The 16,488-nt window shown below is 45.0% G+C and carries 18 protein-coding genes; 8 read left to right on the plus strand and 10 right to left on the minus strand.

The annotated features are described in order from the left end of the window. Positions 1-12: 12 nt before the first annotated feature. From DXN04_RS09880 to radA, 3 genes are read right to left on the minus strand one after another with little or no spacing between them, the layout of a single operon-like run. A complete protein-coding gene (locus tag DXN04_RS09880) occupies positions 13-540 on the minus strand; it encodes a glutathione peroxidase (RefSeq protein WP_116853406.1) in 528 nt (175 codons plus the stop codon). Between the two features lie 48 nt (positions 541-588). Beyond that, complete coding sequence (locus DXN04_RS09885; RefSeq protein ID WP_147319886.1) at positions 589-1,269, minus strand: ComF family protein; 681 nt, start codon at positions 1,267-1,269, stop codon at positions 589-591. 8 nt (positions 1,270-1,277) lie between these two features. Further along, positions 1,278-2,645 carry a DNA repair protein RadA gene (gene radA, locus DXN04_RS09890; protein WP_116853165.1) on the minus strand — a complete coding sequence of 456 codons (1,368 nt, stop codon included), beginning with the start codon at positions 2,643-2,645 and terminating at the stop codon, positions 1,278-1,280. Between the two features lie 583 nt (positions 2,646-3,228). Between radA and DXN04_RS09895 the strand changes: the two genes are divergently transcribed. The 6 genes from DXN04_RS09895 to pyrH all read left to right on the plus strand — a co-directional run bounded on the left by DXN04_RS09895 (position 3,229) and on the right by pyrH (position 8,000). Then, entirely contained in the window at positions 3,229-3,918 is a 690-nt protein-coding gene (locus DXN04_RS09895; protein WP_116853166.1) for a zinc metallopeptidase, read from the plus strand. 300 nt (positions 3,919-4,218) lie between these two features. Further along, complete coding sequence (gene rplM, locus DXN04_RS09900; protein ID WP_116853167.1) at positions 4,219-4,662, plus strand: 50S ribosomal protein L13; 444 nt, start codon at positions 4,219-4,221, stop codon at positions 4,660-4,662. A gap of 14 nt (positions 4,663-4,676) precedes the next feature. Beyond that, the gene (gene rpsI / locus DXN04_RS09905; RefSeq protein WP_116853168.1) at positions 4,677-5,066 is read left to right on the plus strand and encodes a 30S ribosomal protein S9; all 390 of its coding nucleotides are present in this window, start codon (positions 4,677-4,679) and stop codon (positions 5,064-5,066) included. A gap of 77 nt (positions 5,067-5,143) precedes the next feature. Next, positions 5,144-6,145: a 30S ribosomal protein S2 gene (gene rpsB / locus DXN04_RS09910; protein WP_116853169.1), complete on the plus strand. Its 1,002-nt coding sequence runs from the start codon at positions 5,144-5,146 to the stop codon at positions 6,143-6,145. Between the two features lie 133 nt (positions 6,146-6,278). Continuing rightward, positions 6,279-7,106 carry a translation elongation factor Ts gene (gene tsf / locus DXN04_RS09915; RefSeq protein WP_116853170.1) on the plus strand — a complete coding sequence of 276 codons (828 nt, stop codon included), beginning with the start codon at positions 6,279-6,281 and terminating at the stop codon, positions 7,104-7,106. A gap of 180 nt (positions 7,107-7,286) precedes the next feature. Then, entirely contained in the window at positions 7,287-8,000 is a 714-nt protein-coding gene (pyrH, locus tag DXN04_RS09920) for a UMP kinase (protein ID WP_116853171.1), read from the plus strand. A gap of 45 nt (positions 8,001-8,045) precedes the next feature. Here pyrH and DXN04_RS09925 read toward each other — a convergent pair whose 3' ends face one another. Next, positions 8,046-9,131 carry a DUF3298 and DUF4163 domain-containing protein gene (locus tag DXN04_RS09925; RefSeq protein WP_116853172.1) on the minus strand — a complete coding sequence of 362 codons (1,086 nt, stop codon included), beginning with the start codon at positions 9,129-9,131 and terminating at the stop codon, positions 8,046-8,048. A gap of 121 nt (positions 9,132-9,252) precedes the next feature. Between DXN04_RS09925 and pdxH the strand changes: the two genes are divergently transcribed. Beyond that, positions 9,253-9,897, plus strand: a complete 645-nt coding sequence (gene pdxH, locus DXN04_RS09930; protein WP_116853173.1) for a pyridoxamine 5'-phosphate oxidase — start codon at positions 9,253-9,255, stop codon at positions 9,895-9,897. Between the two features lie 51 nt (positions 9,898-9,948). On the opposite strand, the gene DXN04_RS09935 is transcribed toward pdxH, so the two are convergent. The 6 genes from DXN04_RS09935 to DXN04_RS09965 all read right to left on the minus strand — a co-directional run bounded on the left by DXN04_RS09935 (position 9,949) and on the right by DXN04_RS09965 (position 15,956). After that, positions 9,949-10,077: a 30S ribosomal protein THX gene (locus tag DXN04_RS09935; protein ID WP_072362758.1), complete on the minus strand. Its 129-nt coding sequence runs from the start codon at positions 10,075-10,077 to the stop codon at positions 9,949-9,951. 346 nt (positions 10,078-10,423) lie between these two features. Further along, positions 10,424-10,693, minus strand: coding sequence for an HU family DNA-binding protein (locus DXN04_RS09945; protein ID WP_012788562.1), 270 nt, complete (start codon positions 10,691-10,693; stop codon positions 10,424-10,426). Between the two features lie 306 nt (positions 10,694-10,999). Continuing rightward, a complete protein-coding gene (locus DXN04_RS09950; protein ID WP_116853175.1) occupies positions 11,000-11,302 on the minus strand; it encodes a DUF4286 family protein in 303 nt (100 codons plus the stop codon). 15 nt (positions 11,303-11,317) lie between these two features. Then, on the minus strand, positions 11,318-12,082 hold the full coding sequence (locus DXN04_RS09955; protein ID WP_116853176.1) for an exodeoxyribonuclease III: 765 nt from the start codon (positions 12,080-12,082) through the stop codon (positions 11,318-11,320). 71 nt (positions 12,083-12,153) lie between these two features. After that, positions 12,154-14,904 carry a methionine synthase gene (gene metH, locus DXN04_RS09960; protein WP_116853177.1) on the minus strand — a complete coding sequence of 917 codons (2,751 nt, stop codon included), beginning with the start codon at positions 14,902-14,904 and terminating at the stop codon, positions 12,154-12,156. 35 nt (positions 14,905-14,939) lie between these two features. Continuing rightward, a complete protein-coding gene (locus tag DXN04_RS09965; RefSeq protein WP_116853178.1) occupies positions 14,940-15,956 on the minus strand; it encodes a homocysteine S-methyltransferase family protein in 1,017 nt (338 codons plus the stop codon). Between the two features lie 273 nt (positions 15,957-16,229). Between DXN04_RS09965 and DXN04_RS09970 the strand changes: the two genes are divergently transcribed. Further along, complete coding sequence (locus DXN04_RS09970) at positions 16,230-16,430, plus strand: hypothetical protein (RefSeq protein WP_116853179.1); 201 nt, start codon at positions 16,230-16,232, stop codon at positions 16,428-16,430. Positions 16,431-16,488 lie beyond the last annotated feature (58 nt).

Raw genomic sequence — 16,488 nt, forward strand, 5'->3', positions numbered from 1 at the left:
ATAAGCATACTGCTAATATTTCTTTTCGATTGCAGCGATTACCTCTGCGGAATTAGGTTGTGTTTTTGGTGCGAACACGGCAACGAGGTTTCCTTTTTCGTCCAGCAGGTACTTCTGGAAGTTCCACTGTACTTCTGCAGGTTCGAAATGTTTTTCCTTGCTTTGTTCTAACAGCCATTTATAGATCGGATGGATGTCTGCACCTTTTACGGAAATCTTGGCGGCCATTGGGAATGTGACTGCATATTTTTTGGTACAGAATTCCTGGATCTGCTGGTTGCTGCCTGGTTCCTGGGAGCCGAAATTATTAGCGGGGAAACCGATGATCACCAGGTTCTTTTTGTACTTCTCGTACAGTTTTTCCAGCTCTGCATATTGTGGTGTATTGCCACAGAGAGAAGCGGTGTTTACGATCAGGATCTTCTTGCCTTTGTAATCGGCAAAATTGATTTTACCACCATCTACAGCATCAACTTTAAAATCATAAATCGCGCTGCTTTTCATAAATATCAGTAACGAGATGAGCAATGTTTTTAACATACCTACAAAGTTTGTATTGAAATTATAGAATAAATCACACATTAGGAGTTAATGGCGTGCATAAGCCAGGGAACAAATGCTGAACGGAATATTTGCCTGTTGAAAGAGCTTTCCACAGGCTTCAGTGGTAGCGCCTGTGGTGATTACATCGTCTATCAGTAATACATGTTCATTTTTCAGTAATCCGGCTTGTTCCAGCTGAAAGGCGTGTTCCACATTTTGCCAGCGGAGTATTCTTCCTTTCCTTGTTTGAGAGCCGGTGAAAACGACTCTTTTAAGTGCATGTGGTAACACTGGTTTTCCTATTACTGCTGCGATACCTGCTGAGAGCAAAGCGGACTGGTTATAGCCACGGAATTTCTCCCTTTTTTTAGTAACAGGTACTGGTACAATACAGGTGATCTGATGGATCCAGCTGGTTTGCAGGAGTATTTTGCCCATCTGCCTTCCCATGAAGATTGTTAGTTTCCTTTTGTGCCGGTACTTTATTTTATGCACCAGCTTGCGTAGCATGGAGGCTTCAGAAAAATAGTAAGCAGCCAGTGCATGCTGTACGGGTATTCTTCCATAGAAAAGTTTTTCGACAGGGTTTTCTGCGAAGTGCTGAAAGCCGGTGCGCGGTAATTGTATAGTGCATTGATGACAAAGGAATGCCTCTGTAGGTGTGAGTGTGATACCACAGCTCTCACATACATGGGGAAAACAAAGATGGAGTAATGCTGTAAACATGTATTTGTTTAGAATAATCTGCTGTATACTTCGTCTACGCGGCCTACAGGAATCACTTCAATATTGAATTTACTGAAGTCGGCTCCTTTTTTATTATACCGGCTCACGAAGATTTTATCGAAACCCAGTTTTTCTGCTTCTGCAATGCGTTGTTCAATGCGGTTGACTGCGCGTATTTCACCACTCAGACCTACTTCGCCTGCAAAGCAGATTTTGTTGGCAATGGCAATGTCTTCGTAAGAAGATAGCAGTGCGCAAAGTACTGCGAGATCGATAGCAGGATCTTCTGCGCGGATACCACCGGCGATATTGAGGAATACGTCTTTGACACCGAAGTGGAAGCCGCCTCTTTTTTCCAGTACGGCGAGTAGGAGTTGCAGGCGACGCAGATCGAAACCGGTGACGGTACGTTGGGGAGTACCATATACTGATTGTGTAACGAGTGCCTGCACTTCGATGAGCATAGGTCGCATACCTTCCATCGTAGAAGCGATGGCTACACCACTTAGGAGGTCTTCGCGCTGGGAGATGAGAATTTCGGATGGATTGGTTACCTGTCTTAATCCGGTGCCGGTCATTTCGTAGATGCCCAGTTCTGCGGTGGATCCAAAACGGTTTTTGATGGTACGCAATATGCGGTAAGCATAGTGTTGATCACCTTCAAACTGCAATACAGTATCCACCATGTGTTCCAGAATTTTCGGGCCTGCGATGGAACCATCTTTAGTGATATGTCCGATCAGGAAAACGGGTACATGACTTTCTTTTGCGAAGCGTTGCATTTCGGCGGCGGTTTCTCTGATTTGAGATACGCTGCCTGGAGCGGATTCGATGAAAGGTGATTGCAATGTTTGAATGGAGTCGATGACTACCAGTTGCGGGCGGAGTTTTTTAATCTCCTGAAAGATGGTCTGGGTATTGGTTTCCGTGAGCAGGTAGAACTGATCGTTGGTGGCCTGCAGACGGTCTGCGCGCATCTTTACCTGGGATGCGCTTTCTTCGCCGCTTACATATAGTGTAGTGATATTTTTAAGGTGCAATGCATTTTGCAGGAAGAGAGTGCTTTTACCAATTCCTGGTTCACCGCCTACGAGTACGAGTGATCCGGGAACAATACCGCCACCGAGTACACGGTTCAGTTCTACATCGGGGGTGAGTAGTCTTTCTTCTTCAACTGCGCTTACTTCGCTGAGGTTCACAATGTTATTTCGACCATTCTCTTTTTCTTGCTGCCAGCTTTGATTGCGTAGAGGAACATCTTTCTGAATTTTTTCTTCGACAAATGTATTCCATTGATTACAGGAAGGACATTTACCTGTCCACTTAGCTGATTCGTATCCACAATTCTGACAGAAGAATGCTGATTTTATTTTCATGTAGCAAAGGTGATAAAAGCACTAAAAAAATGAGCAGTGCTATCCATAAAAAAGTTTAAAAAGGGAAAAATTGGGGTGGAAAAAAATTGGTTAAAAAAGAAAAGAGCCAACAGAAGATTCTGCTGACTCTTTCTACTTACTAACCCATTAAATTCAGGTCTAAATTACTAAATGGCTTCAGAATAAAAAAGTTTATTTAATCGATGTGAATAACTTTTGAGGAGTTTTTGTAATGTGACAGATCGGCTCCCAGAGCCCATTTCAGGGCTTCCCGGTATTTAATTATACTTTCATTGAAAGGGCGTAAAAGGTTGATAAATAGGATTGATAACGCCCAAAAATATATATGAAAAAAGGGTCATAAAGCGCTTATTTATATCTGTCATATCGTCCGGATTTATGACTTAAAAATTACAAAAGAGGACATAATGACAGTGTTAAATTTCTGTTTGTCAGGTGACTGGGGGAAGAATTGGGGTAGTTTCTTAAGGAAATCATAAATCCTTTTGGAAGGGTGGATTTGGAGGGGAATTTGATCTTAGTAAGGGGTAATTTTGTAAAAAAATAAACACTTATTCTATTTATGACACCTGGAATGTTGATAGTATCACTGATTTTTGTTGGGATCAGTATGCTGGTGAGTTACCGGTTGCGGGGAAAATTCAGGGAATACAGTGGGGTACCTACCTCATCCGGGCTGACCGGGAAGCAGATAGCGCAGAAGATGTTGAGTGAGAATGGGATATATGATGTGCAGGTGATATCTGTGGATGGGTTTCTGACTGACCATTATGACCCTGCCAACAAGACTGTGAATTTAAGTCCGGAGGTCTATTCCGGAGCGAATGTAGCGGCCGCTGCGGTGGCTGCTCATGAGTGCGGGCATGCGATCCAGCATCAGAAGTCTTATGCCTGGCTGGGTTTAAGGTCCAGGCTGGTGCCATTGGTGCAGTTTAGTTCGCAATGGTTGCAGTTTGTGCTGATGATCGGGGTATTTGCTTTGTACTGGACATCGGCCCCTTTACTGATTGGTATTTTATTATTTAGTTTGACAACTTTGTTTGCGCTGGTAACATTGCCGGTAGAGTTCGATGCATCCCGCAGGGCATTGATCTGGCTGGACAATACGAATGTGATGAGGCCCCGGGAGCATGATCAGGCGAAGGATGCGCTTTGGTGGGCGGCTATGACCTATGTGGTAGCGGCGGTAGCTTCGGTAGTAACGCTGTTACAGTATATCTTTTTATTCCTGAATGCAAGGGACAGGAATTAGTAAGCAAGCACTTTGTCATAATTAAAGGGCCGGAAGTAAGAGACTGCTTCCGGCCTTTTCGTTTATAATAATTGCCCCATATATGTTCCTGTTTGATAAACAGGGGAAAAACAGCCCAACTAAATATTCCACCGGCTATGTTAATAATTCTGAGTCAAAAAATTTATTGAAAATCAATATCTTGTGAGGGTGCTATCTAAAAAATGTCTCAAAATGTATGGTTATTCAAAGTATGTGAATTAACTTCGCACTCCCAAATTGTGTGGGATCATATTTCAAGCGTAAATTTTATTTACTATAATGAATACTTTAAGCTTCAAGACTAAATCTGCCAACGACGCAACTGTAGTGCGTGACTGGCATATTGTAGACGCTACCAACCTGACACTGGGTAGGATGAGCGCGAAGATTGCGTCCATTTTAAGAGGTAAGAACAAGCCTTACTATACTCCTCATACTGATTGTGGAGATTTCGTAATCATCATCAATGCTGAAAAGATCCAGTTGACTGGTAATAAATGGAATGACAAGGAATATCTGACTTACTCAGGTTATCCTGGAGGTCAGAAGGCAGAGACTGCTAAGGAGCTGATCCGTCGTCGTCCGGAAGTGGTGATTGAAAGAGCTGTTAAGGGCATGCTGCCTAAGAACCGTCTGGGACGTGCTATGTACAAAAAACTGTTTGTATATGCCGGCGCTGAGCATCCGCATGCTGCGCAGAAACCTAAATCCTTAACTTTCTAATTTTTCTCTGATACATGGAAAAGCAAAAAAATACTATTGGTCGTCGTAAGGAAGCCGTAGCTCGCGTGTATATCAGCAAGGGCACTGGTGCAATTACAGTAAACGACAAAGACTATAAAGAATATTTCGCGCTGGTTTACCTGCAGAATCAGGTAGAACTGCCGTTGAAAACAATCGACGCTCTGGATAAATTTGATATAAAGGTAAATGCTGCTGGTGGTGGTATCAAGGGTCAGGCAGAAGCAGTGAAGCTGGGTATTGCCCGCGGACTGTGTGAAGTGAACATCGAGTTCCGTCCTGCACTGAAAGCGGCTGGATTACTGAAACGTGATCCTAGAGGCGTTGAACGTAAGAAACCAGGTAAAGCTAAAGCCAGAAGAAGCTTCCAGTTCTCTAAACGCTAATCGTGATGAATGCGTGGTGGTAGTATATACCCTTCGCAGATTATTAACATTGACCTTTTATAACAGAGTATAATAACATGGAAAATAATACCTCATTACAGCAGCAGTTACTGGAGGCAGGTGTACACTTCGGTCACCTGAAGAAGAAATGGAATCCAAAAATGCTGCCTTACATTTTCGCAGAAAAGAAAGGTATTCACATCATAGATCTGAACAAAACCGTTGAAGGATTACAGGAAGCTGCTGCAGCCCTGAAATCTATCGCAAAGAGCGGTAAGAAGATCATGTTCGTTGCAACAAAAAAGCAAGCTAAAGAAATCGTAGCAGAAGCGGCTAAGCGTGTAAACATGCCTTACGTGACTGAAAGATGGTTAGGTGGTATGCTGACCAACTTCACCACTATCCGTAAGAGTGTGAAGAAAATGCAGAGCATCGAGAAAATGCTGACTGATGGTACTTTCGATAGCATCACTAAGAAAGAGCGTCTGACCTTAACACGTGACAAGGAGAAAATGGAGAAGGTGCTGGGTGGTATCGCTCAGCTGGCTCGTGTTCCTGCTGCACTGTTCCTGGTTGACATCAGCCATGAGCACATTGCACTGGCAGAAGCTCGTCGTCTGGGTATCTCCACCTTCGGTATGGTAGATACTAACTCCGATCCTACCAAGGTAGATTTCGCAGTACCAGCGAACGATGATGCTACTAAATCTATTGCAATCGTTACTAACTATATCGCTGCAGCTATTGCAGAGGGTCTGGCTGAAAGAGCTAACGAGAAAACTGACGACGTAGTTGAAGAAGAAGAAGAAGACAACAAGTCTCTGAAATTCGAACTCGAAGGCGGTGATGATCGTGGTGGTGAAAGAGGTCGTAAGCCAGGTGGTCGTGGCCCAGGTGGTCCTGGTGGTAACAACAACCGTCCTGGTGGCGGTGGCGGCAACCGTCAAGGCGGTGGCGGCAATCGTCCAGGTGGCAACCGTCCTGGTGGCGGTGGTGGTAACCGTCCAGGCGGCGGTGGCGGCGGACAGCGTCGTCCAGCAGGTTCTGGTGGTAGCAGACCAGGTGGTGGCGGAAGATAATTCTGTTCATGACTAAATAGATCAATTGCGAACCGTGGACAGCTTACCTGATCTGTGGTTCGCAATTGGTCATATAAACCGGACAAGTAGCAAAATTCATATAAACTTAATACTCTTAAACTCATTATAAGTTATGGCAGCAACAATTACAGCCGCTGATGTAAACAAACTGCGTCAGCAAACAGGTGCAGGTATGATGGATTGCAGAAAGGCGCTGGTAGAAAGCGATGGTGATTTTGAACAAGCAGTTGATTATCTGCGTAAGAAAGGCCAAAAAGTAGCCGCTTTACGTTCTGACCGTGAAACCAAAGAAGGTGTTATCATTGCTAAGACTGCTGCTGATGGCAAATCTGGCGTGGTAGTAGCACTGGGTTGCGAAACTGACTTCGTAGCCAAGAACGAAGACTTCATCAAGTTTGCTCAGTCTCTGGTAGACCTGGCACTGGCTTCCGGTGTTAACACTGTAGAAGAACTGGGTGCTGCTACGCTGGATGGCGCAACAGTAAATGATAAAGTAAACGACCAGGTAGCTAAGATCGGTGAAAAGATCACCCTGGCACGTTTCGAAAAGATCAGCGCTGCTTCTGTAACTGCTTACATCCATGGTAACTACCGTATGGGTGTACTGGTAGGTTTCTCTGAAGCTGTAGCTGAAGAAGTAGGTAAAGACGTAGCTATGCAGATCGCTGCTATGAACCCAATCGCTGTAGATGCAGCTGGTGTTCCGGAAGATCTGGTGGCTCGTGAAAAAGCAATCGCTCTCGAGCAGATCGCTGCTGAAGGTAAAACCGGAGACATGGCTGAGAAAATCGCTATGGGTAAGGTGAACAAATTCTTCAAAGACAATACCCTGTTACAGCAGGCTTTTGTAAAAGATAATAATAAATCTGTTGGTGATTACCTGAAGTCTGTAAGTGCAGGCCTGAAGGTAACAGGATTCAGCAGAATCGCATTGGGATAATAAATTCCCGGTAAAAAAAGGAGAGAAGTTTTTCTCTCCTTTTTTTTGTGCCTAACGGAAATCATGTAGTGTCAACAACGGGTAAACCTGCCCCGGAAATTCCGCGTTCCGCATTTTTTGTATCTTAGGGGCGCAGTAAGAGATAACTAACTTCAATTAATATATCATTTTTCAATAGTCATGTTGCCAAAGTACAAGCGTATTTTACTTAAACTAAGCGGTGAGTCCCTTATGGGGGAAGGTAATTACGGGATTGATCACAGAGTGATCTCCCAGTATGCATACGATATTAAAGCTGCTACTGATCTGGGCGTGCAGGTTGCGGTCGTGATTGGTGGTGGTAATATATATCGTGGTATGAACGAGAAGGAGACAGGGATTGAGCGTGCTCAGGGCGACTATATGGGGATGCTGGCGACAGTTATCAATGGTATGGCCATGCAGAGTGGTCTGGAAAAGGTAGGTTTATATACCCGCCTGCAATCAGCTATCAAAATGGAGCAGATCGCAGAACCTTACATCCGCCGCCGAGCCATCCGTCACCTTGAAAAAGGCCGTGTTGTGATCTTTGGTGCCGGTACCGGTAACCCGTATTTCACCACTGATACAGCTGCTTCCCTCCGTGCTATCGAGATCCAGGCAGATGTGATCCTGAAAGGAACACGTGTAGATGGTATCTATACTGCTGATCCGGAGAAAGATCCAACTGCTACAAGGTTCGAAACCATTACCTTCTCTGAGGTGTATCAGAAATCACTGAATGTGATGGATATGACCGCCTTCACACTGTGTCAGGAAAATAAACTCCCGATCATTGTGTTCGACATGAATCGTCCTGGCAATCTGCTCCAGGTAATTATGGGAAAGAATGTGGGGACACTGGTAAAAGGATAAACTTATTTCAAATCGGGGAATTGCTTAGCAATTCCCCGATTTGCTTTATTTCAGGTATGCTTTGAGCTCCGTAAAAGGGACGAACAGGTTGACCTGGCCCATGGCATAAGGCCCGATCTCATAAGGCGTATAACAGAACCCTATTCCCTTGTCGGTGATGAAAAAGTTTTCATTCACCGGAATTTTATCGACCAGTAACTGGTCTTTTAAAGAAACTTCTTCACTTACCCTGAAAATCTTCCTGTAAGCTTTTTCCAGCAATGCCGGTAATGCCTCTTTATAGCCCGGTTTAAACAGGTCATCTGTCGTTAATACTTTCTTCTTACTAAGATCCAAAACCTTGTAAATGGAGCCGTAATTGCCATGTGCGCCCCCTGTATACTCATAGGTGAATGATTCAATGCACAAATAGGGATAGTGGTTATACACTACTTTCATATCGGCATCGGCAGACCAGCTGGCGGTAGCAGGAATTTCCTGCGTGGTATCGATATCGGTTTCAGTGGTTTTGTAAGTAACCAGGAAGGAGTCTATATCCCTTCTCAGGTAGCGGACAGGGTTATCAAATATGGGATTGCCAGTGACGGTATTGCGGATGAAAGCAGCTGTAGCATCGTCCAGGCCAGGGGCCGGCCATAAGATGGCATTGGTCGCTACTGCTTCCGGGGTATTAGGATTGGCCGGGAATAATTTGAGTGAGTCTTCTCCATAATATACAGTTAATGGCGTTGCGTCTTTCATATTGGCAGTGAGGGTATACTCATAAGTTGTGCCTCTTCCTCTCCATTTGCCTTTATATACGCCGGCGCTATCAAGGATGCCGGTAAAAAAGCGTTCTTCTTTTTCGTCCGTACTCTCATATAATACCAGCATATTGTTCTGGTCCAGGTTTCCCCAGATGGCGATTGGCTCTCCTGATTCTTCATAACTATAATATCCGCGGTACATGGCTGGATTGCCCTTGGTCAGTTGCATTGTAATATTTTTACCTGCCAGGGTTCCTTTGAGTTGTACGTAGAAATAGGGTGTGGTCCTGAAATTGGGGAGACTCACAGCAGCTTGTTTGGGATGTCTGTCACCACAGGATACCAGTAAAATAGCTGAGATAATAATAAGGAGTATGGTTCTCATGGGTTAAAATTAATAATTATTCATATTCTTTTTGTGGGGCTTGATACTGATGACAATCAAGCATTTTAGCGCTTTGTTGCCCGGGGCTTGCTGTATCTTTGTGGCAGTAAATTATTGGCCCATGCTAAACAAAAAAGTAGCTGACCTGCGCAAGGATTATACACTTGCCGAACTGGACGAAAGCGAAGTAGCCCAGGATCCTATTCAGCAATTTGAAAAATGGTGGAATGAAGCCCTCACCGGAGAGATAGATGAAGCCAATGCGATGACGCTGGCTACCAGTACCTCCGCAGGGATTCCTACTACCCGTATTGTATTGTTAAAGAGTTTTGATAAGGATGGTTTTGTGTTCTTTACCAATTATGATAGCCGTAAAGGCCACGAGATGGCAGCTAATCCACATGTATCCCTGTTGTTTTTCTGGAAAGAGCTGCAAAGGCAGGTGCGTATAGACGGGGTAGTATCCAAGGTGGATGCGGCTATGAGTACGGAGTATTACAACAGCCGTCCGATAGGCAGCCGAATTGGTGCGATTGCGTCTCCACAGAGCAAGGTTATTCCGAACAGGAGTTTCCTGGAAGAGAAGGTAAAATCAGTGACTGAGAAATATGAGAAGCATGCGCCTGAGAGACCGGAGAACTGGGGTGGATATATTGTGAAACCGGTAGCGATGGAGTTCTGGCAGGGGCGCAGTAGCCGGCTTCATGACCGTATCCAGTACAGTCAGGAAGGAAGTAGCTGGAAGATAGAGCGTCTGGCACCCTGATAAAATTATAAGAGGCTGATCATGTTTAGGTGGTCAGCCTCTTTAATAATTTTAAGCTTGTTTTGCAGCAGCCTTTGCAGCTTTAACAGCAGCAGCTTTCGCAGGCTTAGCAGGTCTTGATTTTCCGAAAGAACCACTGAAAATCTTACCTTTTTTGGTTTTGATATCACCTCTACCCATTGTTAGACAGTTTGATTGTTTATTATTAATTGGTGCAAATTACAGAAAAAAGGGAAAATACCACAAATCGGGACATTCCAGGGGGAGACGTACCAATCTGGATTGAATTTAGCGGGCCACATGCCTTTTCTGGTCGAAGAAGCGTCGAACAAGTATCGAAGAAGCATCGAACAAAGGTCGAACAAGCATCGAACAAGCATCGAACAAGCATCGAACAAGTATCAAAGAAAGGTCGAAGAAGCGTCGAAGAAGCGTCGAACAGAAGGTGGACAAAAGGTGGACCTATATAAAATAAAAAAAGCAAGAAACAGTGAAGTTCCTTGCTTGAATAAGGTAAGCTAACAGATTAAAGCTTGTCGGACAGAGCCTTACCAGCTTTGAATTTAGCAACTTTCTTAGCTTTGATCTTGATGATCTGGCCAGTCTGTGGGTTTCTACCGTTACGAGCAGCACGTTTAGAAACAGAGAAAGTACCGAAACCTACTAAGGTTACTTTACCACCTTTTTTCAGGGTATCAGCAACAGCTTTAGTGAAAGAATCCAGTGCTTCGTTAGCTTGGGTTTTAGTGATACCGGCATCTTTTGCCAGTTTGTCGATTAATTCGGCTTTGTTCATAGCTAGTAAGTTTAACTAGTGAATTAAAATGTTTGATGTGAGCAAATATAGCGCGTTTTATCAGATTACCAAATTTTTTGCATCTTTTTTAAGCAAAATTTTATCGGCTGAAAAGGGCTACAGGTAACGGTTACAGCTGATTCACTCATGATATGGATGTATGAGCGAAACAGGAGTTAATTGCTGAAACCCGCTGCTAGTGGCAATTTGCTACTGGTTTTATAATAAACGTCAGAGTGTTCCAAGTATTGTACCAAACTCACAATCCCCTATAAACAGTGGATTTCCTGTGGATAAGTTTAGATGTTATACTACCTGCATCACGGTTCTGAAGGCCACAAACTGGCTGCCAAACAGGTCATAAGCGCGTTTTTGAAGCACCGGTGCGTATTCGTCTATGTAAGTCTGGTAGTTCTCCAGTGTATCTGTGAAGAATTGTACGGAGTAGGTGAGACCATCTTCCTCATCCTGCTCCAGCAGCCTGCATATGCGGTAATCATGGAATAAACCGGTGTTCATAATTGCAGGAATCTGGTCTTCTTTCATCCATTGCAGCCATCTGTCGTTGATGGGATGTGATACCAGGGTGGTAATGTTAAATATAATCATAGTCGGAAGTCCTTGTTAGTGGCTCAATTGCAGGTATATCGGGCAGTGATCGGAATGCTTTACATCAGGGTAGATCTTAGCTTCTTTCAATTTCTCCTGCAGGGGGGCGGTGACACTGATATAATCAATACGCCAGCCTTTATTATTATTGCGTGCATTGGCACGAACACTCCACCAGCTATAGTGATGAGGGTCCTGACAGAAATGGCGGAAGGTATCTACAAAGCCACTTTCAAATAGTTTATCCAGCCAGGCACGTTCTTCAGGCAAAAAGCCACTGCTTTTTTTATTGCCTACAGGGTCATGAATGTCGATGGGTTTGTGGACGATATTATAGTCTCCACACACTATTATATTAGGTCTTGTAGCTTTGAGTGTATGCAGGTAAGCAAAGAATTCATCCAGCCATTGGTATTTATAGGTTTGTCTTTCCTCTCCACTGGTGCCGGATGGAATATATGTGTTAACGAGTGTCAGATCGCCGAAATCAAGGCGTATGACCCTTCCTTCGGCATCGCTCTGCATGTAGCCGTTTCCATATTCCACATGATCTGGTTTTATTTTGGTGAGGACCGCCACACCGCTGTAGCCTTTCTTTTGGGCAGGGTACCAGTAGTGTTCATAACCAAGCTCGTCAAACTGTCGAAAATCCACATTGTCTTTGTGCGCTTTGATTTCCTGTAAGCAGATGATATCGGCGGGGTCTGTTTTGAGCCATTCTGTGAAGCCTTTTGTCATGGCCGAACGTAGCCCGTTTACATTGTACGATATGATTCTCATACTGTAAATATACGAATGCCGGTGATTGCAGCGCAACCACCGGCATTCAGCTAAAAATTATAACGAAGTTTTTACATGTCGTATTCGAGTACCGGTCTAAGCCATTTCTCTGCTTCCTCTACAGTCCAGCCTTTGCGCTCCGCATAGTCGATCACCTGGTCTTTTTCAATCTTGCCTATACCAAAGTATTTGGCTGCCGGATTTGCAAAGTACCAGCCACTCACGCTTGCAGCAGGATACATGGCGAGTGATTCTGTCAGGGTGATACCGGTATGCTCAGTAGCATCCAGCATATCAAACATCTTGTATTTCTCTGTATGTTCAGGGCAGGCAGGATAACCTGGTGCAGGGCGGATACCCGCGTATTCTTCTCTGATCAGGTCATCTTTGCTCAGGTGCTCCTCTGAAGCATAACCCCAGAATTCTTTTCTCACGCGTTCGTGCATCAGCTCTGCAAAGGCTTCTACAAGTCTGTCTGCAAGGGCTTTCAGCATGATGCTGCTATAATCATCATGGTCTGCCTTAAATTTCTCCAGCCAGCCTTCGATATCGCCACCTGTAGTTACTGCAAAGGCACCCATGTAATCTTGTATACCAGTATCAGAAGGAGCGATAAAGTCCGCCAGTGAAAGGTTTGGCTGACCTGGTGCTTTCTTGATCTGTTGGCGTAAGCATTCCAGTTTCACAGTTCCCTGACCTGGTTTGGGAGACAATACGGTAATGGTATCATCAGCAGTTCTGCTGGCAGGGAAGAGGCCAATTACGGCATTGGCAGTGAGCCATTTTTCTTCTACGATGCGTTTTAGCATTGCTTTTGCATCTTCATACAGGCGGCTTGCTTCCACACCTACTACCTCGTCGGTCAGGATAGCGGGGAATTTACCATGCAGTTCCCATGAAATGAAGAAGGGTTGCCAGTCGATATATTCAGCTATTTCAGCCAGGTTATAACTCTTGAATACCTGCACTCCCAGTTGTTTTGGAACTACTGGGTTGAATCCGGTCCAATCGCGGATTGCCTTATTCTGGCGGGCTTCTGCGATTGGCAGGTATTGTTTCACGGGTTTCTTGTTCCGGAAGTTTTCGTTCAGTTTCGTGTATTCCGCAGTTACTTCCTGCAGGAAGTTTTTCTTCAGTGCTTTGTTCAGCAGGTTGCCGGTTACGGTCACACTGCGGGATGCATCCAGTACGTGTATGACACCATGTTCATACTCAGTTGCAATCTTCACGGCGGTATGTGTACGGGAGGTAGTAGCGCCACCTATTAATAATGGTACTTCAAAGTGCTGGCGTTTCATTTCTCTGGCTACGTGTACCATTTCGTCGAGGCTGGGGGTAATCAGGCCACTGAGACCAATGATGTCTACATCTTCCTGGCGGGCGGTCTGCAGGATCTTATCTGCAGGTACCATTACGCCCAAATCGATGATGTCGTAGCCATTACAACCCAATACCACGCCCACAATATTTTTACCGATGTCGTGAACATCGCCTTTTACGGTAGCGAGCAGGATTTTACCTGCTGATTTGATCACGCCTCCATTTTCAGCTACCAGGCGGGCCTTTTCTTCCTCGATAAAAGGAGTCAGTACGGCTACGGATTTCTTCATCACACGGGCGCTTTTTACAACCTGTGGGAGGAACATTTTACCGCTGCCGAACAGGTCGCCAACTACGTTCATACCATCCATGAGCGGACCTTCGATCACATCCAGCGGACGGGGATATTTTTGTCTGGCTTCTTCGGTATCGGCTTCGATATAATCGGTGATACCGTTTACGAGAGCGTGGCTCAGTCTTTCTTCTACAGAGCCATGGCGCCAGGATTCGTCTTTTTCAATCACCTTACCTTTTGCCTTTACGGTTTCGGCAAAGGCGATGAGGCGTTCGGTTGCATCTTCACGGCGATTGAGGATGGCATCGTCACATAGCTCACGCAGCTGTGGTTCGATTTCATCATAGATCTGCAGCATACCTGCATTTACGATTCCCATGTTCATACCCGCTTTGATAGCGTGGAAGAGGAATACGGAGTGCATGGCTTCGCGCACTACATCATTCCCTCTGAAAGAGAAGGAGATATTACTCACACCACCACTTACGCTGGTCAGCGGCATCAGTTCCTTGATACGGCGGGTGGCATTGATGAAGTCTACTGCGTAGTTATTGTGTTCTTCGATACCAGTGGCAATAGCAAAGATATTTGGATCGAAGATGATATCCTGTGGATCAAAGCCTACTACCTCTGTGAGGATCTTGTAGGAGCGGTGACAAAAGCTAACTTTTTTCTCTTCAGTATCTGCCTGTCCGTGTTCGTCGAAAGCCATTACTACTACAGCGGCACCGAAGCTTTTGCAGATAGTGGCGTGTTCGATGAACTTCTCTTCACCTTCCTTGAGGGAGATGGAGTTTACGATACATTTACCCTGCAGGCATTTGAGACCTGCTTCGATAATGCTGAACTTACTGGAATCGATCATCACCGGGATCCTGGAGATATCCGGTTCTGCGGCGAGCAGGTTCAGGAAGGTGGTCATTGCCTGTTCACCATCGAGGAGGGCATCATCCATATTCACATCCAGGATCTGTGCGCCATTTTCAACCTGCTGGCGGGCTACGGAGAGCGCTTCTTCGAACTGTCCTTCCCTGATCAGACGGGCAAATTTCTTGGAACCGGTCACGTTGGTACGTTCGCCGATGTTGATGAAGTTGGTTTCAGGTCGTACTACCAGTGGTTCCAGGCCGCTCAGGCGGAGGAATGGTTTGATGACAGTTTTCTCCTGTTCAGTGTCAGTTTGCGCGGTATTGACTGTATCGCTCATTTGGTAAGCTATGGTAATTAGCAGATAAAATTATATTAAGCCAGTGTTGTTTCCTGCACTGGTAAAGGTCTTGGTGCAATCTTCGCTACGTGCTGGGCAATGTGCCGGATATGATCCGGAGTGGTGCCACAGCAGCCGCCTACGATGTTTACAAAACCTTCTTTAGCAAAGTCTTCGATGATGCAGGCGGTATCATGCGGTGTTTCATCATATTCACCGAATGCATTTGGCAGACCGGCATTTGGATAGCAGCTTACATAGCAGCCAGCTATCTGGGCCAGTTCAGCCACATGAGGGCGCATTTGCTCACCACCCAATGCACAGTTTAACCCAACAGAGAAAGGTTTGGCGTGCATAACGGAGATGTAGAAAGCTTCCAGTGTCTGGCCACTCAGGGTACGTCCGGAGGCATCGGTGATGGTACCGGAGATCATGATGGGCAGTTCTGGTTGTTTGATATCCCTGAAATACTTCTTGGCTGCAAAGATAGCGGCCTTGCTATTGAGGGTATCAAAGATGGTTTCGATGAGCAGGATGTCTACTCCTCCTTCGTGCAAACCGCGGATCTGCTCATAATAGGCAGTCACCACTTCATCAAAAGTAACGGAGCGGAAGCCCGGATTGTTCACATCGGGGGAGAGGGAGAGTGTTTTATTCAGCGGACCGATTGCGCCAGCTACAAAGCGTGGTTTGTCGGGGTTTTTCGCTGTATAATCGTTTGCAGCTCTTTTTGCAATTTGTGCGGCGGCCACGTTCAGTTCGAAGGCCAGGGCCTGCATATCATAGTCGGCCATTGCGATGGTCGTACTACTAAAGGTATTGGTTTCGATGATGTCGGCACCAGCTTCGAGATATTCTCTGTGTATGGCTTCGATGATCTGGGGCTGAGTCAGGTTGAGCAGGTCATTGTTGCCTTTTACATCCAGGTGATAATCTTTGAAACGCTCGCCTCTATAATCTGCTTCTTCCAGCTTATAACGCTGGATCATGGTACCCATGGCACCATCTATGATCAGAATACGTTCTGCTGCACACTGGGATAATGATTTCATATCGATAATGCGTTTACTATTTTTTCCGGAAAGACATACAAAGATACTTATTTATTGCCTCATTATATGAAATATCACCATTGGAAGTACTGTTAGCAGAATTTTTTACTTTATTCAGGAAAATGAGAGAAAATTTTGTTTGAAACCAAAAGTCTACTATATTTGTAGGGTAATACAACAAAAGAATCAATATACTACCATCTGATTACTACCAGGGAATCCACCACTTTGCCCGCATAGTTAACAACCTGCTTAAACAAAAAATTTAAGACAATGAGCATTGCGAAGCATGTACACAGTTTACAAAAGCATTTGGCGCAATTTGGTTTATACCCGGTTCCTGAGGATGCTGAAAATGAAGCTTCTACTGTATTCAGGATCTGCTTTCTGAACAAGTATGAGATAGAGCGCTGGCGGGAGCTGCGCAATGAAGAGGAGGGAAGCGGACAACAAAAAGATAAAGATCAATCATAGCTTTTTCATAACGTGGAATTACAGGTTAAACACACACGGGTGTTGTTGAGCACTCGTA

This window comes from Chitinophaga silvisoli (genome assembly GCF_003412465.1).
Taxonomy (GTDB): domain Bacteria; phylum Bacteroidota; class Bacteroidia; order Chitinophagales; family Chitinophagaceae; genus Chitinophaga; species Chitinophaga silvisoli.

Bases quoted from the DNA above. Each gene is read 5' to 3' on its own strand.
- tsf (WP_116853170.1), top strand. From the start codon at position 6,279: ATGGCAGCAACAATTACAGCCGCTGATGTAAACAAACTGCGTCAGCAA.
- DXN04_RS09880 (WP_116853406.1), bottom strand. From the start codon at position 540: ATGTTAAAAACATTGCTCATCTCGTTACTGATATTTATGAAAAGCAGC.
- rpsB (WP_116853169.1), top strand. From the start codon at position 5,144: ATGGAAAATAATACCTCATTACAGCAGCAGTTACTGGAGGCAGGTGTA.
- DXN04_RS09945 (WP_012788562.1), bottom strand. From the start codon at position 10,693: ATGAACAAAGCCGAATTAATCGACAAACTGGCAAAAGATGCCGGTATC.
- DXN04_RS09935 (WP_072362758.1), bottom strand. From the start codon at position 10,077: ATGGGTAGAGGTGATATCAAAACCAAAAAAGGTAAGATTTTCAGTGGT.
- DXN04_RS09955 (WP_116853176.1), bottom strand. From the start codon at position 12,082: ATGAGAATCATATCGTACAATGTAAACGGGCTACGTTCGGCCATGACA.
- DXN04_RS09895 (WP_116853166.1), top strand. From the start codon at position 3,229: ATGACACCTGGAATGTTGATAGTATCACTGATTTTTGTTGGGATCAGT.
- radA (WP_116853165.1), bottom strand. From the start codon at position 2,645: ATGAAAATAAAATCAGCATTCTTCTGTCAGAATTGTGGATACGAATCA.
- DXN04_RS09925 (WP_116853172.1), bottom strand. From the start codon at position 9,131: ATGAGAACCATACTCCTTATTATTATCTCAGCTATTTTACTGGTATCC.
- pyrH (WP_116853171.1), top strand. From the start codon at position 7,287: ATGTTGCCAAAGTACAAGCGTATTTTACTTAAACTAAGCGGTGAGTCC.
- rpsI (WP_116853168.1), top strand. From the start codon at position 4,677: ATGGAAAAGCAAAAAAATACTATTGGTCGTCGTAAGGAAGCCGTAGCT.
- pdxH (WP_116853173.1), top strand. From the start codon at position 9,253: ATGCTAAACAAAAAAGTAGCTGACCTGCGCAAGGATTATACACTTGCC.
- DXN04_RS09965 (WP_116853178.1), bottom strand. From the start codon at position 15,956: ATGAAATCATTATCCCAGTGTGCAGCAGAACGTATTCTGATCATAGAT.
- metH (WP_116853177.1), bottom strand. From the start codon at position 14,904: ATGAGCGATACAGTCAATACCGCGCAAACTGACACTGAACAGGAGAAA.
- DXN04_RS09950 (WP_116853175.1), bottom strand. From the start codon at position 11,302: ATGATTATATTTAACATTACCACCCTGGTATCACATCCCATCAACGAC.
- DXN04_RS09885 (WP_147319886.1), bottom strand. From the start codon at position 1,269: ATGTTTACAGCATTACTCCATCTTTGTTTTCCCCATGTATGTGAGAGC.
- DXN04_RS09970 (WP_116853179.1), top strand. From the start codon at position 16,230: ATGAGCATTGCGAAGCATGTACACAGTTTACAAAAGCATTTGGCGCAA.
- rplM (WP_116853167.1), top strand. From the start codon at position 4,219: ATGAATACTTTAAGCTTCAAGACTAAATCTGCCAACGACGCAACTGTA.